This is a genomic window from Streptomyces sp. NPDC047061, from assembly GCF_040643955.1.
Lineage (GTDB): Bacteria > Actinomycetota > Actinomycetes > Streptomycetales > Streptomycetaceae > Streptomyces.
In genome coordinates this window covers 43,427-59,665 of the sequence record NZ_JBEYVI010000016.1, presented here as the reverse complement: position 1 = coordinate 59,665, position 16,239 = coordinate 43,427, and the positions used below count along the sequence as shown (strand labels likewise).

13 protein-coding genes and 3 pseudogenes are annotated in these 16,239 nt (G+C 70.0%); 7 read left to right on the top strand and 9 right to left on the bottom strand.

Annotated elements, in window-relative coordinates; genetic code table 11:
• Positions 1–124 precede the first annotated feature (124 nt).
• From ABZ887_RS23305 to ABZ887_RS23285, 5 genes are all read right to left on the bottom strand, one after another.
• Positions 125–1,303 carry an extracellular solute-binding protein gene (locus ABZ887_RS23305; protein WP_361292423.1) on the bottom strand — a complete coding sequence of 393 codons (1,179 nt, stop codon included), beginning with the start codon at positions 1,301–1,303 and terminating at the stop codon, positions 125–127.
• A gap of 95 nt (positions 1,304–1,398) precedes the next feature.
• Positions 1,399–2,088: a ThuA domain-containing protein gene (locus ABZ887_RS23300; RefSeq protein ID WP_361292421.1), complete on the bottom strand. Its 690-nt coding sequence runs from the start codon at positions 2,086–2,088 to the stop codon at positions 1,399–1,401.
• Entirely contained in the window at positions 2,061–3,497 is a 1,437-nt protein-coding gene (locus ABZ887_RS23295) for an aldehyde dehydrogenase family protein (RefSeq protein WP_361292419.1), read from the bottom strand. Before ABZ887_RS23295 ends, ABZ887_RS23300 begins: the two co-directional genes overlap by 28 nt.
• 128 nt (positions 3,498–3,625) lie before the next feature.
• A complete protein-coding gene (locus tag ABZ887_RS23290; protein ID WP_361292417.1) occupies positions 3,626–4,903 on the bottom strand; it encodes an ROK family protein in 1,278 nt (425 codons plus the stop codon).
• Positions 4,900–5,571, bottom strand: coding sequence for a CBS domain-containing protein (locus tag ABZ887_RS23285; protein WP_361292415.1), 672 nt, complete (start codon positions 5,569–5,571; stop codon positions 4,900–4,902). The genes ABZ887_RS23290 and ABZ887_RS23285 overlap by 4 nt, the downstream gene beginning before the upstream one ends.
• A 230-nt stretch (positions 5,572–5,801) precedes the next feature.
• On the opposite strand from ABZ887_RS23285, the gene ABZ887_RS23280 reads away from it, so the two are divergent.
• The 3 genes and pseudogenes from ABZ887_RS23280 to ABZ887_RS23270 all read left to right on the top strand — a co-directional run bounded on the left by ABZ887_RS23280 (position 5,802) and on the right by ABZ887_RS23270 (position 8,460).
• Positions 5,802–6,674, top strand: coding sequence for a universal stress protein (locus ABZ887_RS23280; protein ID WP_361292413.1), 873 nt, complete (start codon positions 5,802–5,804; stop codon positions 6,672–6,674).
• 178 nt (positions 6,675–6,852) lie between these two features.
• A pseudogene (locus ABZ887_RS23275) lies at positions 6,853–7,848 on the top strand (glycosyl hydrolase family 65 protein).
• A gap of 96 nt (positions 7,849–7,944) precedes the next feature.
• Positions 7,945–8,460 (top strand): DUF2231 domain-containing protein, encoded by a 516-nt coding sequence (locus ABZ887_RS23270; RefSeq protein ID WP_361292411.1) that lies wholly within the window; start codon positions 7,945–7,947, stop codon positions 8,458–8,460.
• A gap of 1,112 nt (positions 8,461–9,572) precedes the next feature.
• On the opposite strand, the gene ABZ887_RS23265 is transcribed toward ABZ887_RS23270, so the two are convergent.
• On the bottom strand, positions 9,573–10,415 hold the full coding sequence (locus ABZ887_RS23265; RefSeq protein WP_361292409.1) for an enoyl-CoA hydratase/isomerase family protein: 843 nt from the start codon (positions 10,413–10,415) through the stop codon (positions 9,573–9,575).
• Between the two features lie 71 nt (positions 10,416–10,486).
• Between ABZ887_RS23265 and ABZ887_RS23260 the strand changes: the two genes are divergently transcribed.
• Positions 10,487–10,909: a MerR family transcriptional regulator gene (locus tag ABZ887_RS23260; RefSeq protein WP_361292407.1), complete on the top strand. Its 423-nt coding sequence runs from the start codon at positions 10,487–10,489 to the stop codon at positions 10,907–10,909.
• 517 nt (positions 10,910–11,426) lie between these two features.
• On the opposite strand, the pseudogene ABZ887_RS23255 reads toward ABZ887_RS23260, so the two are convergent.
• Positions 11,427–11,967 (bottom strand): annotated as a pseudogene (locus ABZ887_RS23255) (transposase family protein); the annotation flags it as partial.
• A gap of 33 nt (positions 11,968–12,000) precedes the next feature.
• On the opposite strand from ABZ887_RS23255, the pseudogene ABZ887_RS23250 reads away from it, so the two are divergent.
• Positions 12,001–12,513: pseudogene (locus ABZ887_RS23250) on the top strand (transposase); the annotation flags it as partial.
• A gap of 149 nt (positions 12,514–12,662) precedes the next feature.
• On the opposite strand, the gene ABZ887_RS23245 reads toward ABZ887_RS23250, so the two are convergent.
• Entirely contained in the window at positions 12,663–13,223 is a 561-nt protein-coding gene (locus ABZ887_RS23245; RefSeq protein ID WP_361292405.1) for a helix-turn-helix domain-containing protein, read from the bottom strand.
• 37 nt (positions 13,224–13,260) lie between these two features.
• Here ABZ887_RS23245 and ABZ887_RS23240 point away from each other — a divergent pair, with 37 nt between their 5' ends.
• Complete coding sequence (locus ABZ887_RS23240) at positions 13,261–14,301, top strand: epoxide hydrolase family protein (protein ID WP_361292403.1); 1,041 nt, start codon at positions 13,261–13,263, stop codon at positions 14,299–14,301.
• 126 nt (positions 14,302–14,427) lie between these two features.
• Here ABZ887_RS23240 and ABZ887_RS23235 read toward each other — a convergent pair whose 3' ends face one another.
• Positions 14,428–14,994 (bottom strand): hypothetical protein, encoded by a 567-nt coding sequence (locus ABZ887_RS23235; RefSeq protein ID WP_361292401.1) that lies wholly within the window; start codon positions 14,992–14,994, stop codon positions 14,428–14,430.
• Positions 14,995–15,348: 354 nt separating this feature from the next.
• Between ABZ887_RS23235 and ABZ887_RS23230 the strand changes: the two genes are divergently transcribed.
• Complete coding sequence (locus ABZ887_RS23230; protein ID WP_361292399.1) at positions 15,349–15,513, top strand: hypothetical protein; 165 nt, start codon at positions 15,349–15,351, stop codon at positions 15,511–15,513.
• Positions 15,514–16,239: the final 726 nt, after the last annotated feature.

Sequence of the window (16,239 nt, the reverse complement as noted above, 5' to 3'; positions counted from 1 at the left end):
GACTGGATTCGAAGGTCGGTGGAGCGCCACCGGTGGTGCCGGTCGCGCTGCCGGTGGTGCCGGTACGGTCGCCCGGCCGGGGGTCAGGAGCCGCGGCCGGGCGACCGGGTCGGGGTCGCCGGGGTCAGTCGAGGGTGAACCCGAGCTTCTTCATGCCGGCCGTGGTGTCGCTCTGCATGGTGTCGAGCGCCCCGCTGAACGAGCTCCCGGACTGCAGCGCCGCGCCGAAACTGTCCCGGTAAGCGGAGAAGGTCACTGTGACATTCGGGCCCCACATCGAGAAGCTGCGGGCGCTCGGTGCGACCTTCTTCACCTCGGTGTAGAAGTCCGGCTGGTTCGGGAAGAAGGCCGGCGGCTGGTCGAGGACCGGCAGGGTGCGCCCCGAGGCCGAGGCCGGGTAGATGTTGATGTTCTTGACCTGGGCCGTCACCGCCGCGGAGTCGGTGTTGAGCCAGCTCGCGAACTCCGCGGCCTCGGCGGGGTGCTTGGAGTCCGTGGTGACCGTGATGGCCGAGCCGCCCCAGATGCCGGTGGTGGAGTCGCCCGCCGTCCAGGCCGGCAGCGGCGCGGCGGTCCACTTCCCCTTGGTCGACGGGGCGATGCCGCCGATCTGGGCGGGGGCCCAGGCCCCGGAGATCCAGGTGAGGAGGGTGCCGTTGTTCATCTCCTTGTTCCACTGCGGGGAGAAGGAGGGGTTCTTCTTGACCAGTCCCTTGTCGACCAGGCCCTGCCAGTACCCGGCGACCTTGTCGCTGGCCGTGCCGTTGATGTCCACGTGCCAGGAGTCGCCCTGGGTGGTCCACCAGTCCGCCCCCGCCTGCTGGGTGAGGCCGGTGAACCAGCCCGGGTCGGCGGCGTCGAAGTTGGTCAGGTAGGCGCCGGGCGCCTTCTTGCGCAGCTTCGCGGCCTCCTGCTGGAACTCCTGCCAGGCGGTCGGCACCCGCAGGCCGTACTTCTTGAACAGGTCGGCCCGGTAGAACATCATCAGCGGGGCGAAGTCCTGCGGGATGCCGTAGACCTTGCCCTGGAAGCGGGTCTGGGCCAGCGTCGCCGCGTCGAAGTCCGTGACCGCCTTCTTCGTCTCGGCGGTGATGTCGCGGACCACGCCGTTCGCCACCAGGCCGGGCAGCGACTGGTACTCGACCTTCGCGATGTCGGGGGCGGTCTTCGCCTGATGCGCGGTGATCATCTTGCTGACGAGCTGGTCACCGCCCGCCGGGTTGCTGAGGGCGACCTGGATGTCCGGGTGCGTCGAGTTCCACAGGGCGACGACCTTGTCCATGCCCGGGTCCCAGTCCCACATGGTGAGGCGGACCTTGCCGCCCTTCGGCTCCGATCCGCTGCCGGAGCCCCCGTCCCCGCCGGTTCGTTACCGGGCCGCCCGCGCCCGCCGGCTCGTCACCGGGCTGCCCACAGCAGTCCGCGTGTGGTGAGTGCTCGTACGGTGGGCTCGCGCAGGTCGTCCGGCCGGTGTCCCACGGCGGAGAAGAAGACGCGCCCCCGCCCCCACCGCCTGGTCCACGCGACGGGCATGACGACAGGCTGCTCGCCCTGCCCGGCGGCGCCCGGGGCGACGGTGGTGGACGCGAGCACCGTGCTCAACGCGTCGGTCAGCATCCAGTACTGCTCAGTGACCACCGTCACGTCGGGCAGTCCGGCGACGATCGGATGCTCCCGGTGCTCCGGCTGCATGCGGACCCGGTACTCCAGGTGCTCCTCGGGATGGTGCAGGAACAGGCCGCCGACCATGCGCAGGTATGCCGGACTGTCGTAGAACGTCGCCACCACGCCGCCGTGCCAGCCGGCGAAGCCGGTGCCCGCCTCGACGGCCGACACGAGCCCCGCGCACTGCGCGTCGGTCAGCCGGCCCTCGCTCCAGCACTGGACGACGAGATCGGTCCGGGCCATCAGATCCGCGTCCGCGTAGGCATCCAGGTCCTCCCGCACCGTCACCGCGAAGCCGGCGTCGGCCAGCGCGGGCAGGAACAGGTCGGTGCACTCCCGTGGCGCGTGGCCCTCCCAGCCGCCGCGGACCACCAGCGCCGAACGTGCCGCGGCCATCAACGGGTCGCGGGGTCGGCGGTCCACGCCGGGAGGGTGAGCGGTGTGCGCTGGACACCGATCCACTGCCGTTTCGTGAAGCCGGCCATCTGGTCGTCCGCGCCGTGTCGCGCATGGGCGTCGTTCACGTGCACCTCGCCGGCGTCCAGCCGCTCGGCCACCGACAGGCCCCGGACGAGGTCGGCGGAGAACACCGAGTTCATCAGCATGGGAAGCCCGTTGGCCACGGCCACCGCCTCCTCCTGGTCGTCCACGACGGTGACCGGGAGGGCCGGGCCGAAGATCTCCTCGGTGAAGGCGGGCATCTCGGGTGTCACCTTGGCCAGCACGGTGGGCCGGTAGAACAGCCCGTCGAACCCGTCGAACGTGCCGCCGGTGAGCACCTCCGCCCCCATCTCGACCGACGCCGCCACGAGGGCGTGCACCCGCTCGCGCTGGCGGGTGCTGATCAGGGGGCCCAGCTCCGCCGTCCCGCTCATGGGATCGCCGACCCGCAGGGCGGCGGCACGGCGGGTGAGGGCGTCGAGGTAGCGGTCCGCCACCGCCCGGGTGACGATGTGGCGGCTGGCGCTGATGCAGGTCTGGCCCTGGAACTCCAGCGAGGCGACCATCGCGCAGGAGGCCGCGAGGTCGATGTCGGCGTCGTCCAGGACCACGAAGGCGTTGCTGCCGCCCAGTTCGAGCCGGATCGGCCGCAGGGTGGCCGCGGCGGAGGCCGCGATCGCGAGGCCGACCTCGCGGGAGCCGGTGAAGTCCAGCAGGTCCAGGCCGGTGTGCTCGGCGAGCGCGTGCCCCGCGTCGAGGCCGTCGCCGGTCACCACGTTGAAGACGCCCGGCGGCAGTCCGGCGGCCCGGGCCGCCTCGGCGAGGACCTGGCCGCCGATGACCGGGGTGAGCTCGGCGGGCTTGAGCACCACGGTGTTGCCGAAGGCCAGCGCCGGTGCGACTGCCCGCATGGCCAGGTTGACCGGGTAGTTCCAGGGGGTGATCACGCCGATCACCCCGAGCGGGACCGCCCGGGACATCGAGAGCTTTCCCGCCTTGTACGGCGGCAGCAGGTCGCCGGCGTTCTCGCTCGCCTGGATCATGGAGATCCGCAGCTGGCGGATGCCGGTGGACACCTCGTCCTCGGCCTTGGCCCGCACCCCGCCGGTCTCGCGCATGCTCTGCTCGACCAGCTCCGCGTGGTGCGCCTGGAGGAAGTCGGCCATCCGCCCTAGGCAGGCGGCGCGCTCGGGAGCGCCGAGTGCCGCCCAGCCGGGCTGGGCGGCGCGGGCCGCGGTCACCGCCCGCCCGACGTCCACGGCCCCGCCGAGGGCGTATGTACCGATCACGGCACCCGTCGCCTTCTCCACGACGTCGGCGGTGCGCCCGGAGGAGGCCGGGCGGAACGCTCCGTCGATGTAGAGCTGGGCCACGGGGAACTGAGACGTCATGAAGACTCCACGGAGGTCAGGAGACTTTGGCTTCGACTTAAACCAAGAGGCGACAGTCTTTGGCGTCAACCGGTCCTCCACCGATCCCGCCGCACAGCAGCCCTCCGGGCGGCGGGATCGCCGCGGAACTACGCCCAGGCCTGCGCCGCGGATGCACCGGACCCGCCGGACGCACCGGACATGACCGCCGGCCGTCGGCCGCCCGTCTCCAGCAAGTGCGCCACCGGCAGCGTGGCGGCCCCCATCGCCACCGCTTCCTGGCCCAGTCGCCCGACCTCGATCCGGGTACGCCCGCGCAGATACGACAGTGCGTGCCGCTCGGCCGTCTCGCGCACGGTGGGCAGGACCACCCCGCCCATCACCGAGCCCGCCCATCCGGAGAGCACCACGAGATCCGGGTGGAGCAGGTTGATCAGGTTGCCGATCCCGATGCCGATGTACTCCCCGACCCGCTCCAGGGTCTCGGTCGCCACCGGATCGGCGGCCGCCCGTGCGGTCAGCTCCGCGAGCCGGCTCTCGGTCCCGGAAGCACGGAACGGCAGGCTGCCCAGCGTGGCCTGGTAACGGTGGAGGATGGCCTCGGCCCCGACGTATGCCTCCAGGCAGCCCCGCGAGCCGCAGCGGCAGGGCAGCCCTCCGGCGTAGATCACGGTATGACCCCACTCGATCGTGGCAGGGGTCAGACCCGCGACGCCCCCCTCCGCGCCCGGCGCGAGGGCCGCGCCCACCCCGACCCCGATCAGCGCGGTGACCACGCGGTCGGCGCCCCGCCCCACGCCGCGCCACATCTCCGCCTGGCCCAGGGTGCGGGCGCAGTTGTCCAGCATGAGCGGTGCGGGGATGCCCGGGGCGAGCATCTCCCCGAGCGGGACGCCGGACCAGCCGAGCGTCGGCGAGTGCACCAGCGTGCGCCCGGGAATCCGCAGGTCGGGCTGGACCGCGCCGGGTACGCCGACGCCGACGCCGAGCAGGTCCGCGGGGTCGACGCCCGCGGCCCGGGTCACTTCGGAGATGCCCCGGAGCACCAGTGCGGCCACCGATTCGGCGTCGAGCCGGGTGTCGGCGATCGGGTAGACCTCGGAGTTGATCACTGACAGGGTCCAGTCGAACAGCCCGATCCTGACGTGCGTCTCGCCGATGTCCACGCCGATCACGGTGCCGTAGTCCGGGCGGATCTCGAGCACCGAACGCGGCCTGCCCCCGTCGGAGTCCTCGGAGCCGCCCTCCGCGATCAGTCCCTCGGCGATGAGCTGGGAGACGACGTTGCTCACCGTCGCGGAGCTGAGGCCGGAGGTACGGGTCAGGTTGTTCCGGCTGGTGGGTCCCTGGACATACAGCGCGGACAGGAGGAGGGACCGGTTGTGCCGCCGCAAGTCGCTCGTCGTTCGCTTCACCACGGGTTTCACACGACAAAGTCTGCCAGCCCGCGGCTCCCGCCCGAGCCTGCTGCTCCTTGTCCGGTCGCGCACCACCGGCCGCCGAGCGGTGGCCGGCCCTGTACGGCCATCTCGCTTCGCCGTTCCAGCCGGCCGCTGAGAGTGACCATACCGTCCTGCGCCGTGACATCGACGGCGTAAGGGGCCAGCCAGAGGGCGTTGCCGAGGACCTCCTGCCGGACCTTCCGCACGATCTCGTCGTCGGAACGCAGGAAGACCCCGAGCAGGGCGCCACGAGTGACGATGCCGACCAGCCGGTCCTCCGTATCGACCACGGGCAGGCGTTCGACACGGTGCCCGGCCATCAGCCGGGCCGCCTCGACGACCGTGGCATCGGAGCGGACGGTGACGGCAGGCGTCGACATGACACCGCCCGCCGTGGCCGCGTTGCTCTTCACGGCCGCGCGCCGAGCCCCTCGGCCCATGACGTGCGTAGGGTCCTGCTCGGGATCGCGGGTCTGGTGCTGCATGAGGTCGGTCTCGGAGACCACGCCGACCACCTTGCCGTCCCCGTCGACCACCGGAAGGCCGCTGATGCGGTGCTCCTCCAGCAGCCGCACCAACTCCTTGAACGGCGTGCCGTACCCAGCCGTGACGACGTCGGCGACCATGACGGCGCCGACCTTCGTGGGCTTCATGTCCGAGCCTCCTTCAAGGCCATGACCCGTGCGGAGACGGGTCGTACCGAAAGCCCTCCCCTCCGGTGGGCCCGGGCCCAGCGTCCGGCGCACTGCTCCACGCCGACAGGGGCTGACCGGGTACCCGAACGGGCCGAGTGGCCCCTCCGGCCCGCCGCCGGGAGGTGACACGGTGACATCGGAGCCCCCTGCTGCACGACGTGGCAGTCCGACGAAAGGCGGTGGGGACGATGACACTTCCCCTGGTCGTGGGCGTCGACGGATCGGACGGGAGCCTGCTCGCGGTCGACTGGGCGGCGGAGGAGGCCGCTCGCCACGACATTCCGCTGCGGTTGGTGTACGCCTCCCGCTGGGAGCGCTACGAGACCGGAGTGCCGTCGGAGGGCACGGAACGCCCCTCGGAACGTGTGCTGGCCGAACACATCGTCGCCTCCGCGGCCGAGCGCGCCGCACAGCGCTGCCGGGATGTGAAGGTCACCACCGACATCCTCCCCGACGACGCGGCGTACGCCCTCCTGCGCGAGGGCGACAACGCGCATGCTCTGGTCACCGGGTCGCGCGGCCGAGGTGAGCTGACCGGCCTGCTCCTCGGATCGGTGGGCCTGGCCGTGGCGGCCAGGGCGCACTGCCCGGTGATCGTGGTCCGGGGCGACAGGGCCGGCCTGACCGGAGGCCACGAGCGGATCCTGCTGGGCGCGGGGGAACCCGCCACCGCACATGAAGCCGTACGGTTCGCCTTCCGTGAGGCCGAGGCCCGCGCATGCGCCCTGTACGTCGTCCGGGCCTGGCGCTGCCCCGCCCACGAGGTCGGCAACCAGCTGGCGCTCGCGGAGATCGCCCGCCAGTACGAGGGAAAGGCGTCGGCGTTGCTCGACGTACTGCTCGGCGAAGCCATGGCCGCCCATCCGAAGGTCGATGTCCGCAGCGTGACGGCCGAGGGACCGGCCCACCGGATCCTCGTGGACCGCTCGGCCGCCGCCGACCTCGTCGTCGTGGGAGCGAGGCGTCGGCACGGACACGTCGGCCTTCAGCTCGGCCGGGTGGCCCACACACTGCTTCACCATGCGCAGTGCCCGGTGGCGGTCGTACCGCAGGCGGAGTGATCGTCGCACCTGCCGACAGACGCCGAGCGGCTGACCCGCTCGGTCGGTTCCTGCAGCGGAGGGGAGCGCCGCATGGCCGTTCGGCCTCATCGCGTGATCACCCTGGTGCTGCGGGGGCGGCCCTGGCCGAGCGGCCCGCCCGCCGTCCACACCGGCCACTTGCACGGAGGGAGCCGAAGTGAACGGCTGGACGTGGGAGTACGACGGATACCTGCCCGCCGACGAGCGGCTGCGCGAGTCCCTGTGCACGCTGGGCAACGGCTGTTTCGCCACCCGCGGCGCCCTGCCCGAATGCACCGCCGACGACGTGCACCACCCGGGGACCTACGCGGCCGGCTGCTACAACCGGCTCACCTCGGACGTGGCAGGACACCGGGTCGAGAACGAGGACATGGTCAACCTGCCGAACTGGCTGCCTCTCCGGTTCCGGCTGCCGGGTGGTGACTGGCTCACCCCGGACACCGCCGCGGTGCTCGACCACCGGCAGGTCCTGCACCTCGCCACCGGCCTCCTGGAGCGCCGGACCCGCTTCGCCCTCATCGACAGCGGAGTGCTCTACGTCCGTGAGTAACGCGTCGTCCACATGGCCGACCCGCAGCTGGCCGCCCTGCGCACCGAGTTCACCGCCGAGGGCTACCTCTTCTCACCGAACGAACTCCGGGCAATGTTCGAGCGGTTGGGCTACTCACTGGACGACGGGATCTGGGCACGCACCGTCGACCACTACCTCCGCCGCACGAGCCACGGCTCCACCCTCAGCGGTCTGGTCCACGGCTGGGTCCTGGCCCGCACCCGGCGCACGGACGCGTGGAGCTTCGTCCAGGAGGCGCTGCGGGGCGACATCGCCGACGTCCAGGGGGGCACCACCGGAGAGGGGATCCACCTCGGCGCGATGGCGGGCACCCTCGACCTCGTACAGCGCGGGCTCACCGGGCTGGAGACCCGTGACGGAGCGCTCTGGCTCGACCCGGTGCCGCTGCCCGAGTTGTCGGCGTACGCGTTCTCCCTCCGCTACCGCGGCCACTGGGGTGTACGGCTGCACCTGGAGCGAGGACGGCTGGAGATGCTGGTGCCTGCCTCGGACCGGTCGCCGATCGACATCCGGCTGCCGGACCGCGCGGTCCGCGTGGAGCCGGGGGACACCTGCCGGTTGGTGCTCCCGGACGGTGCCTGAGAGGTATCAGCTGCCTGAGAGGTGACTGAGAGGTTCCTGTGCAACGCTGGCGCGCCTTCGTACCTGCTTGCGAACGTCTAGTCCGAGGACCTGTTCATGACCCTCATAAACGACCTGCCCGCACATGTCCTGCTCGTGCACCTCGTCGTGGTGCTCGTTCCTCTGACCGCCCTGGTGCTCGTGCTCGCGGCGATCTCTCGGCGAGCCGCCCGGCGCATGGGTGAGGTGCTGCCCCTCCTGGCCCTTGTCTCGCTGGTCAGCGTGCCGCTCACGACGCAGGCCGGTGAATGGCTGGAGCGACATGTCACGGACAACGCGCTGGTGCAGCGGCACGCCGAGCTCGGAGACGGCCTGCTCCCGTGGACCGCGGGCCTGTTCGTTCTGGCAGCCCTGGTCTGGTGGGGTGCCCGCACAACCACCGAGCCCCGGCCGGACGCCAAGGGCACGGCCGTCTGGTCCGCCACGCCGGTGCGCGTGGCGACGGTGGTCCTCTCGCTCGCCGTGGCGGCGGGCGCCGTGGTGGACGTCTACCGCATTGGGGACTCGGGGGCGAAGGCGGCATGGCACGACGGCTTCTCCCGGACGGCCTCCCACGCGAGCACGGATCACTGAGGCTCCCCCTCAAGGATCTCTGAGGCTCCCCCTCAAACGGCACCAGTACACGTTTCAAGACGGCGAACAGCGCCTCGTCAGGCCTGTTCGCTGCAGCGGTGGCGGGCGTGTTCGATGATCTGGGTGCGGGGCGGTTCAGTGGCCGGCAACAGCATCAGGAGCGGCTCCGGCACCTCGGTCACCGAGTCCTCCCCGCCTTGTTTGTGCGGGCAGCCGCCGTGCTGGTGGCAGGTACAGCACAGCCTCGACCGCCTTGTTTGCCATGGCGAGACATACGCTGCCGGGACAATCCCTCGCTCACCTCTCTGACCTGGGGATGCACGGAACCGCGGACAGAACCGGGAGCATCCCCGCGCCCGCGGGGCTGTTCCCGGCCCGGCCGGCAGGCCGAATGCGGAATGGTGCACGTCGCCTGGTGACACGAGCCTGGACTTTTGCGTGCTGCGTTTGTCGAGACCCTCAAATCGGGGCTGCGGGCAGCATGGTTCCCCAGAGGGATGGGAACTTCTGCTCGCTGAGGGAGGGGCGCTCCGTCGGCGACCCGTGGTGCGAGTCCGGGAACGCCGGAATGAGTGCGGTGCGTGAGACGAGAACGGAGCCCGCCCGGAGACCTGACTACCTGTCGGTGAAGTCGGACCCTGCCATCCCGCGGGTCGGGCACCGCGTCCGGGAAAGGACGCAGACCGGCTGCGTCGACGAGGGGTGCGGAAGAGGAGGCGTGGGCCAGGTGCTCCAGCGCGGCGGGCATGGGAGATGATGCAGAGACAGGCACGGTCTCGTTCGCTTCTCATGGGTCTCGACAACCACATGATCATCGGCGCTGTGCCTGCATCTGTATCCTGCCCCGCCCACACCGGGCACCGGCGAACACCACCGTCCGACCCGTGTGTCGAACCACGACAGATGTCACCCGGTCAATGGTGACCTGCAGTTCTGCCAGGACGAAGCGCGGTAGCCGTCACATGGTCGGCACGCTTCTTGTCGCTGCCGCCCGGCGCAGCAGGGGTATGAGTACCCAGCCTCGGTGAGACCGAACGAGAGTGTCCGTGATCGAAGTCCGAGCCCCGTCCTGGGTCCTGCGGGAGGCGGGGTGTGGGTGCCTTGTCCGTAGGTTACGGCGCCGCTTCCTGCTGGGCCGTGTTGAGGATCTCTTCCAGGCGGAGTTCGCCCTCGCGGGTTTGCACTCCCGCGGCGAGCAGTCTGTGGGCGAGTGCGGCGACCTCGGGGAAGGAGAGCCGGGCGGCGAGGCTCATCTCTGTGGCCAGGTCCCGTTTGGTGTAGTCGGCAGCGTCGACGGCCGTCTTGACGATGCCGATGATGGTCGGGCCCAGGGCGGCTATGCGGCGCGCGAGCGATGTGACGAAGGTGTCGAGTTCGTCCGCCGGCAAAGCGCGGTTGACGAGGCCGTAGCGCTCGGCAAGCTCCGCGTCGGCCAGTTCACCGCCGAGGATCAGCTCGAGTGTGCGGGCGCGGCCGATGAGGGAGGTCATGTACTGCGTGCCGCCTCCGGCCGGGTAGATGCCCATCAGGGTTTCCGGCTGCGCCTGTCCGGACGTTCCGATCGCCGCGAAACGCATGTCCAGCGCCATGGCGAACTCGTTGCCGCCGCCACGTGCGAAGCCCGCGATCTTGCCGATGGTGAGCTGGGGCAGCGACCGGATCTCTTCGTTTACTGCCTGCACCACGTTGGTTCCGGCGGGCAGGTCGCCGTCAGCGGCCACCAGCGCCGGATCGGTGAGGAAGTGCATGTCGCCGTGCGCGATGAAGAACTGCGGGTCGGCGCTCTCGAACACGATCACCTGGACCGTGTCGTCGTTGCGGATCTGTGCGGCGAGGGCCGTCAGGTCCGTGATGAGCTTGCCGTCGAGCAGATTCAGGGGAGGATGGTCGATCGTGACGGTCGCGACGCCGTGCTGGATGTCGACGCTGATGGTCGACAGGTTCGAGTAGGTCATGGCGGGTACGCTAGAACCTCACACCGATGTGAGAATCAACTGTTTGTGACTACGAACACACGGGAGACCGGATGCGGATCGGGGATCTGGCGGCACGGACCGGGGTGAGCGTCCGGTCCCTGCGCTACTACGAGGAGCAAGGCCTGCTGGACAGCAGCCGCAGCTCTGGCGGCCATCGCTACTACGGTGAGGAAGGGGTTGACCGGGTCGCATACTTGCAGCGGCTCTATGCGGCGGGCCTGTCCAGCCAGACTATCGTCAGCTTGCTTCCCTGCCTGCAATCGCCCAGCGCCGCCACCTCCGACGACGCTTTCGACCGCCTGATCGAAGAACGCGACAAGCTCCTCACGCACATCTCCGGGCTCACGCGCACCCTCGAGTCTCTCAACGAGCTCATCGCCACCAACCGAGCGCACCGCCCCGCTTCCGACACCGACCCGGACCGCGAGAAACCCGGCGAGACGGCACAGGACCACACCCGCCCGTCTCAGTGAGCATCGGCACGTTTGCCGTACAGGACGACAGCCGGGATCGCCGGCCGCTCAGCCTTCGCACCCTGCGAGCCTCGAGCCCTGTGACGGCAAGCCTGCTCCCGTGAAAGCTACCGTACGGGTCCATGCGCTTCGCGGATTGCACGGAGGAGTGGAGGGCCGGGCAACGGCATCTGGCTGCGCAGTCGGTCAAGCACCTCGACTCGCTCCTGGAGCACCGCATCTACCCGGTGTTTGGCAGTCGGCGGATGAACTCGTTCGATCACAAGGTCGTCGACGCCTTCATCCGCACCACGGAACGGAACGGCGCCGGTCTGGCCACCCAGTCCAACGCCTTCGACAAACTGCGTGCGATCCTCCTCGACGCCCACAGGCCTGGACTCTTCACGGACAACCCCGTTGCCGGGGTCAAAGCACCGCGGTGCGACCCGGCGCGCACTGTCATCCCGTCACCCGAACAACTGCGCGCGATACGGACTGCCGGCGGTCACGCGTCCACGCTGGTCGTCGACATGATGCCGGTCTTCTCGGTGAGGGTGAGATCCTGCAGGGGCCGGCGTTTGATGCCCGTGGTCACCGAGGGGCCGCCCTGGTAGGCGAGATCGGCAAGGACGGGGACGCCTTGGCGCTTGCAGATACGGATGGTCCGGCGGGTGCGGGCCGCGGTCAGGTCGTGAGCTCGACCGGGCAACGCGGGTGAGAGCCACAGCAGCCGACCGTCCGGATCGGTGACCACCTGCACGTCCCCCCCCCGTGCCGCGGTGTTTGTGGGAGTGGTCGGCCCGTCCGTCGCCGACCCGGTCGCACTCGGCGAGGGTGCCGTCCAGCAGGACGAAGTCGGCATCGGCCTCGCGCAGGACCTTCAGCAGACCCGGTGCACGGTCGGCGAGCAATTGGATGACCTGGCTGGTGTAATCGTGGGCCGTGGACTCGCTGATCCCGAACCCGGCAGCGATCGTCGCGAGGGTGGTGTGTTCGCGCAGGTACACCAGTGCCACCATCGCGCGCTGGGACGGGCGGAGCTTGCAGCGTCGGTCGCCCTCACGGGTGGCGATGAGCATCGTGACCCGCTCCCCGAGCGCATGGGGCACTGTCCGCAGCGGGTGTTCGCGTTCGATGAGTTCGGACCCCTCGCGATCCGCCCGCGGGCAGGTGCCGGGTGGGCGTCCGCCGGGCATCCCGACCGGCTGCCGGCGAACCATCACAAGCAGCACGGCGTCCGGCAGTTCCACGGCCGCAACAGCGTGGGCGACGACCAGCTCTGGGGCGTCGTCTACCGACGCAAAGGCGCCTTGAACACCCTCGCCGCACTCAAATCCATCCGCCGAGCGGGCCGGACGGGGCACCGATCTACGTCATCCTGGACAACCTGTCCGCCCACAAGGGCGCGTAGATCCGAACGTGGGGCGGCCCGGAACAAGGTCGAACTGCGCTTCACCCCGACCTACGCGTCCTGGGCCAACCCGATCGAGGCCCAGTTCGGGCCGTTACGCACGTTCGTGATCGCCGGATCGAACCACCCGAACCACACCGTGCCGACCCGGAAACTGCACGCCTACCTGCGCTGGCGCAACGCCAACGCCCGCCACCCCGACGTCCTGGCCGCCCCACCCCCCGAGCAGCCTGGCCCCCACACCTCGAACGTGCTTGGTCGCGGCGCCAGTACCGTGATCGCGATGGCCGGACAGATGCCGATGACTGCACCGCAGATGCTGACCGGAAGTGGTGGAGTTCCAGTACTTCTTGCCGTCGCGCATCACCCGTCGGCCAGGCGTTGGATGGTGGCGCTCAGCCAGGCCTGGAGATCAGCGGGGTCGCCGAGTTCGGAACGCAGGACCCGGCGGCGGGTCGAGACGCCGAGCACGAAGGCATCGATCGCTGCGGCTCGGCTGCGGGCGTCCGCGTCGTCCAGGCCGCTGTCGCGCAGGTAGCGGTGCAACGGCTCCAGCGAGTGCGTGTCGAGGAAGGCGGCCAGCGCCTCCGCAGCCTCCGGGCGTTCGCCGGACGCCCGTTGCAGCACGAGCAGCGGATCCTCCCCGGGTGCGCCGAACCAGCGCTGGACGATGCTTGCCGCGAGGCGCGAACCCAGCGCGGAACGGTCACCGTCGAACGAGTCGGATACCGGAATCTCCACCCGGGTCGCCGCCAGGAAAAGGCCGTCCTTGCCTCCGAAATAGCGCGTGATGAGGTTGGGCGACACCCCGGCCGCGTCGGCCACGCCCTTGACCGTGATCGCCGCGTACCCGTGCTGGGCGAACTGGCGTCGGGCGTGCTCCAGGATCCGCTGCCTGGTGGCGCTCGCATTGCGCATATTCATGTGTACGAGCATACACATCATGTGTATGCTCGTACACATGAACAGTGAGATACGGGATCGACTCCAGCGGACGCGGCGTGTCACGACCCCGTGGAGTGACGACGGGACGCGCGGCATCAAGAGCACCCACCTCGACGAACTACTCGCACGCTGGGCGAACGGGTACGACTGGGGCGTGCACGAGCGCCGCATCGGCGAGTTCCCCTGGGTGACGGTGCAGGCAGGCGACACCGGCCTGCGTGTGATCCACCAGCGGTCCGCGAATCCCGACGCTCCGGTTGTCGTGCTGCTGCACGGCTGGCCGGACTCGGTGTTGCGGTTCGAGCGCGTCCTGCCTCTCCTCGCGGACCTGCACGTGGTGGTTCCCGCACTGCCGGGCTACCCGTTCGCGACCCCGCTCACCACTCCCGGCATGTCGGTCAACCGGATCGCCGGGATCGTCGCGGACGCGCTGGATGAACTCGGTTACTCGCGGTACACGGTGTCCGGCGGCGATGTGGGCGGCACCGTCGCGGAACTCCTCGCGGCCGAACACCCGGACCGGGTGGCTGCCCTGCACCTCACGAACATCGCCCCGCAGCGTGCGCTCACGGCGGACCCGGCGAAATTCGCGCCCGACGCGGCGGCCTACCTCCGCCGGTCGGCGCAGTGGTTCCGGAGCGAAGGCGGGTACATCGCGGAGCAGTCGACGCGGCCGAACACACTCGCCGTCGCCCTCGGGGACTCACCCGCCGGCCTCGCGGCCTGGATCATCGAGAAACTGGAGTCCTGGTCCGACGAGTCGGCCTTCACTCCGGACGAACTTCTCACCTGGGTCACCGCCTACTGGGTCACCGGCACGATCGGCACGTCTTTCACCACCTATGTCGAACCGGCCGCCCTCCCTGACCGGATTGACACTCCGACCGTGCTCTCCGTGTTCCCGCGCGACATCAAACCGGAGCCGCGCAGCTACGCCGAGGCGTTCCTGAACAATTGCGACTATGTGGAACACCGTGCCGGCGGCCACTTCGCAGCCTGGGAACAGCCCGAGGCCTACGCCGCCGACGTACACCGTGCGGTCAAGCTGGGCGGCTGAAACGGGGCTTGCGGATGCTTCACACTGCAACGCCGTGCGCCCGGAACGGCCCATGGTGGGACAGCCGTGACCGTGAACGTTCCCGGTCACGGCACTGGCTGGTGCTGGTCGACGGCCTGGGCGAGATCACGGACCTTGCCGCCCGGCAACGGGTTCTGCGTAGCGTCGCCACCGTCGCCGGCGGGTGAACCTGCCGTGCTGTGTGGAATCGCTGCTTGTTTCGTTGGTGTGCCGCAGGTACTTGACGATCTGGCCGGGGAAGGAGAGCCGGGCGACGGGGATGGCGCACGGTTTCCAGAGGCCGAGGAACATGGGCTGATCGAGCTGGTGGGCGCTGGCGGCGTCGGTGATCTGGCGTGGCGCGGTCAGCAGACCGTAGCTGTTGGTCAGACGTTTGACGGACCGGGGGGCAGGGGCTGGCGGGGCGGGCACGGCGATGAGGGCGTCGAGCATCCGGGCGTAACCGGCATCGTCGACGGGTGGAAGAGCGAGGACGAGCTGGAAGATCTTCTCCAGGTCCTGGGCGGGTGTGGAGATCCAAGCGTCGTTCATGTCCGGCGGTCCGCCGCCGGCCAGGTGCAGGACGTCGCGGTAGTGGGCGGCGACGCAGCGCAGGAGCCAGCGGGGGTCGATGGCGACCACGACCACGAACAGGTGGCTCTTCCCCTTGCCCCGGTCGACGAACAGCCCCACCGCCAGCGACGGACGGGCCGAGCGTGCGGTTACCAGCTCGGCGACAGCGCGCGCCTCGCCATCCCGGTCCAGTTCGTCGGTCGCCCGCCCCCCGAACGGTACCCGGGCAACGGGGCCACCGTACGTTCTTCATCCGGCTGCCACAGCCACACGCGGTCTTCGTTGCCGACCACCGGACCCGGGCAGAAACGCTCGGTTGAGGAGAGTTCGAGGGCGAAGGCGTGGTCATCGCCTGATGATGCATCAGCGTCCAGGGCGCAATCCTCGGACCGCGCAACTTCGTGTCCGACTGCGCCGATACACGGGCGTTCCCGCGCGACGGTGGGGAAAGGTGCTGAGCACGCAGGAGTGCCTGTGTCCGGTCCCGGGGGCGTGGTCGGCGCGTCGAACCGTGCCGCGGAGAACACCGTCGTCGCTCGCCGACGACGGTCAGCGGTGAGTGCCCTCCGTGTTGACGACGACGGCGCGGATCTGCTGGAGCACCTCGTGCAGCCGCTGGGCGGCTCCGCTCCCGGGTGAGCCGAGGTCGTCACGGGCGGCGTCCAGGAGGACGGTCAGGTGCTGGCCGTGCAGGTGTCCGGTGGCGGTGCGTCGGGCCTGGACGAAAGCGGCGTGCAGCTGCTGGCGGTGGGCCCCGGGCTGTCGACGGGAACGGCCGCATCGCGCAGGTTCCCTGTGCGGGCTTGGGGTTGAACGGCGAACCGCTGTACCCGGATCGCCACAACGACACCGACTCGTGGTTCATCGTGAACGGCCGGTCCACTACGCCGTCGGATACCGGTACGTCGCGTTCGACGGCCCCACGGGCCTGGCGCTCGCCGGTGGCGGGGATGCCGACTCAAAGGGGTTTGTCGTTCGCTACGCCCCGCCGGCGGTGGGTGAGGAGGCCGTTGCTCCGCGGCCCGAATGGGCTCGCCGGACGGCCGTCGTCGACACATCCGTCACCTCCTCATTCTCCCTGGCCTTCACGCAGTGGACGCAATCGAATTCCTGGCCGTGAGCTTCGGGTGAGAGCAGTAATGCAGCGCGGTGGTCCATGACGCGCCGTGATCGGCGTGGAGTGTTCCTGCAAGGTGATCCCGCCGACGCCATGCTGTTTCAGGCGAGTCGGCACACCACGGGCGACGCCTTCCCCGAGGTCTGACCGCCGCTGCCAGGGGTCGGGTCCGCCTTCCGTCGGTCCCAGGGGTTCATCGCACGGTCGAAGTGTTCCTCCTTTCCCTGCGGTCGGTACCGGCTCGTCCC

Coding starts and splice junctions, on each gene's coding strand:
- ABZ887_RS23305 (WP_361292423.1), bottom strand. CDS start 1,303: ATGTGGGACTGGGACCCGGGCATGGACAAGGTCGTCGCCCTGTGGAAC.
- ABZ887_RS23295 (WP_361292419.1), bottom strand. CDS start 3,497: ATGACGTCTCAGTTCCCCGTGGCCCAGCTCTACATCGACGGAGCGTTC.
- ABZ887_RS23285 (WP_361292415.1), bottom strand. CDS start 5,571: ATGAAGCCCACGAAGGTCGGCGCCGTCATGGTCGCCGACGTCGTCACG.
- ABZ887_RS23280 (WP_361292413.1), top strand. CDS start 5,802: ATGACACTTCCCCTGGTCGTGGGCGTCGACGGATCGGACGGGAGCCTG.
- ABZ887_RS23270 (WP_361292411.1), top strand. CDS start 7,945: ATGACCCTCATAAACGACCTGCCCGCACATGTCCTGCTCGTGCACCTC.
- ABZ887_RS23265 (WP_361292409.1), bottom strand. CDS start 10,415: ATGACCTACTCGAACCTGTCGACCATCAGCGTCGACATCCAGCACGGC.
- ABZ887_RS23260 (WP_361292407.1), top strand. CDS start 10,487: ATGCGGATCGGGGATCTGGCGGCACGGACCGGGGTGAGCGTCCGGTCC.
- ABZ887_RS23245 (WP_361292405.1), bottom strand. CDS start 13,223: ATGAATATGCGCAATGCGAGCGCCACCAGGCAGCGGATCCTGGAGCAC.
- ABZ887_RS23240 (WP_361292403.1), top strand. CDS start 13,261: ATGAACAGTGAGATACGGGATCGACTCCAGCGGACGCGGCGTGTCACG.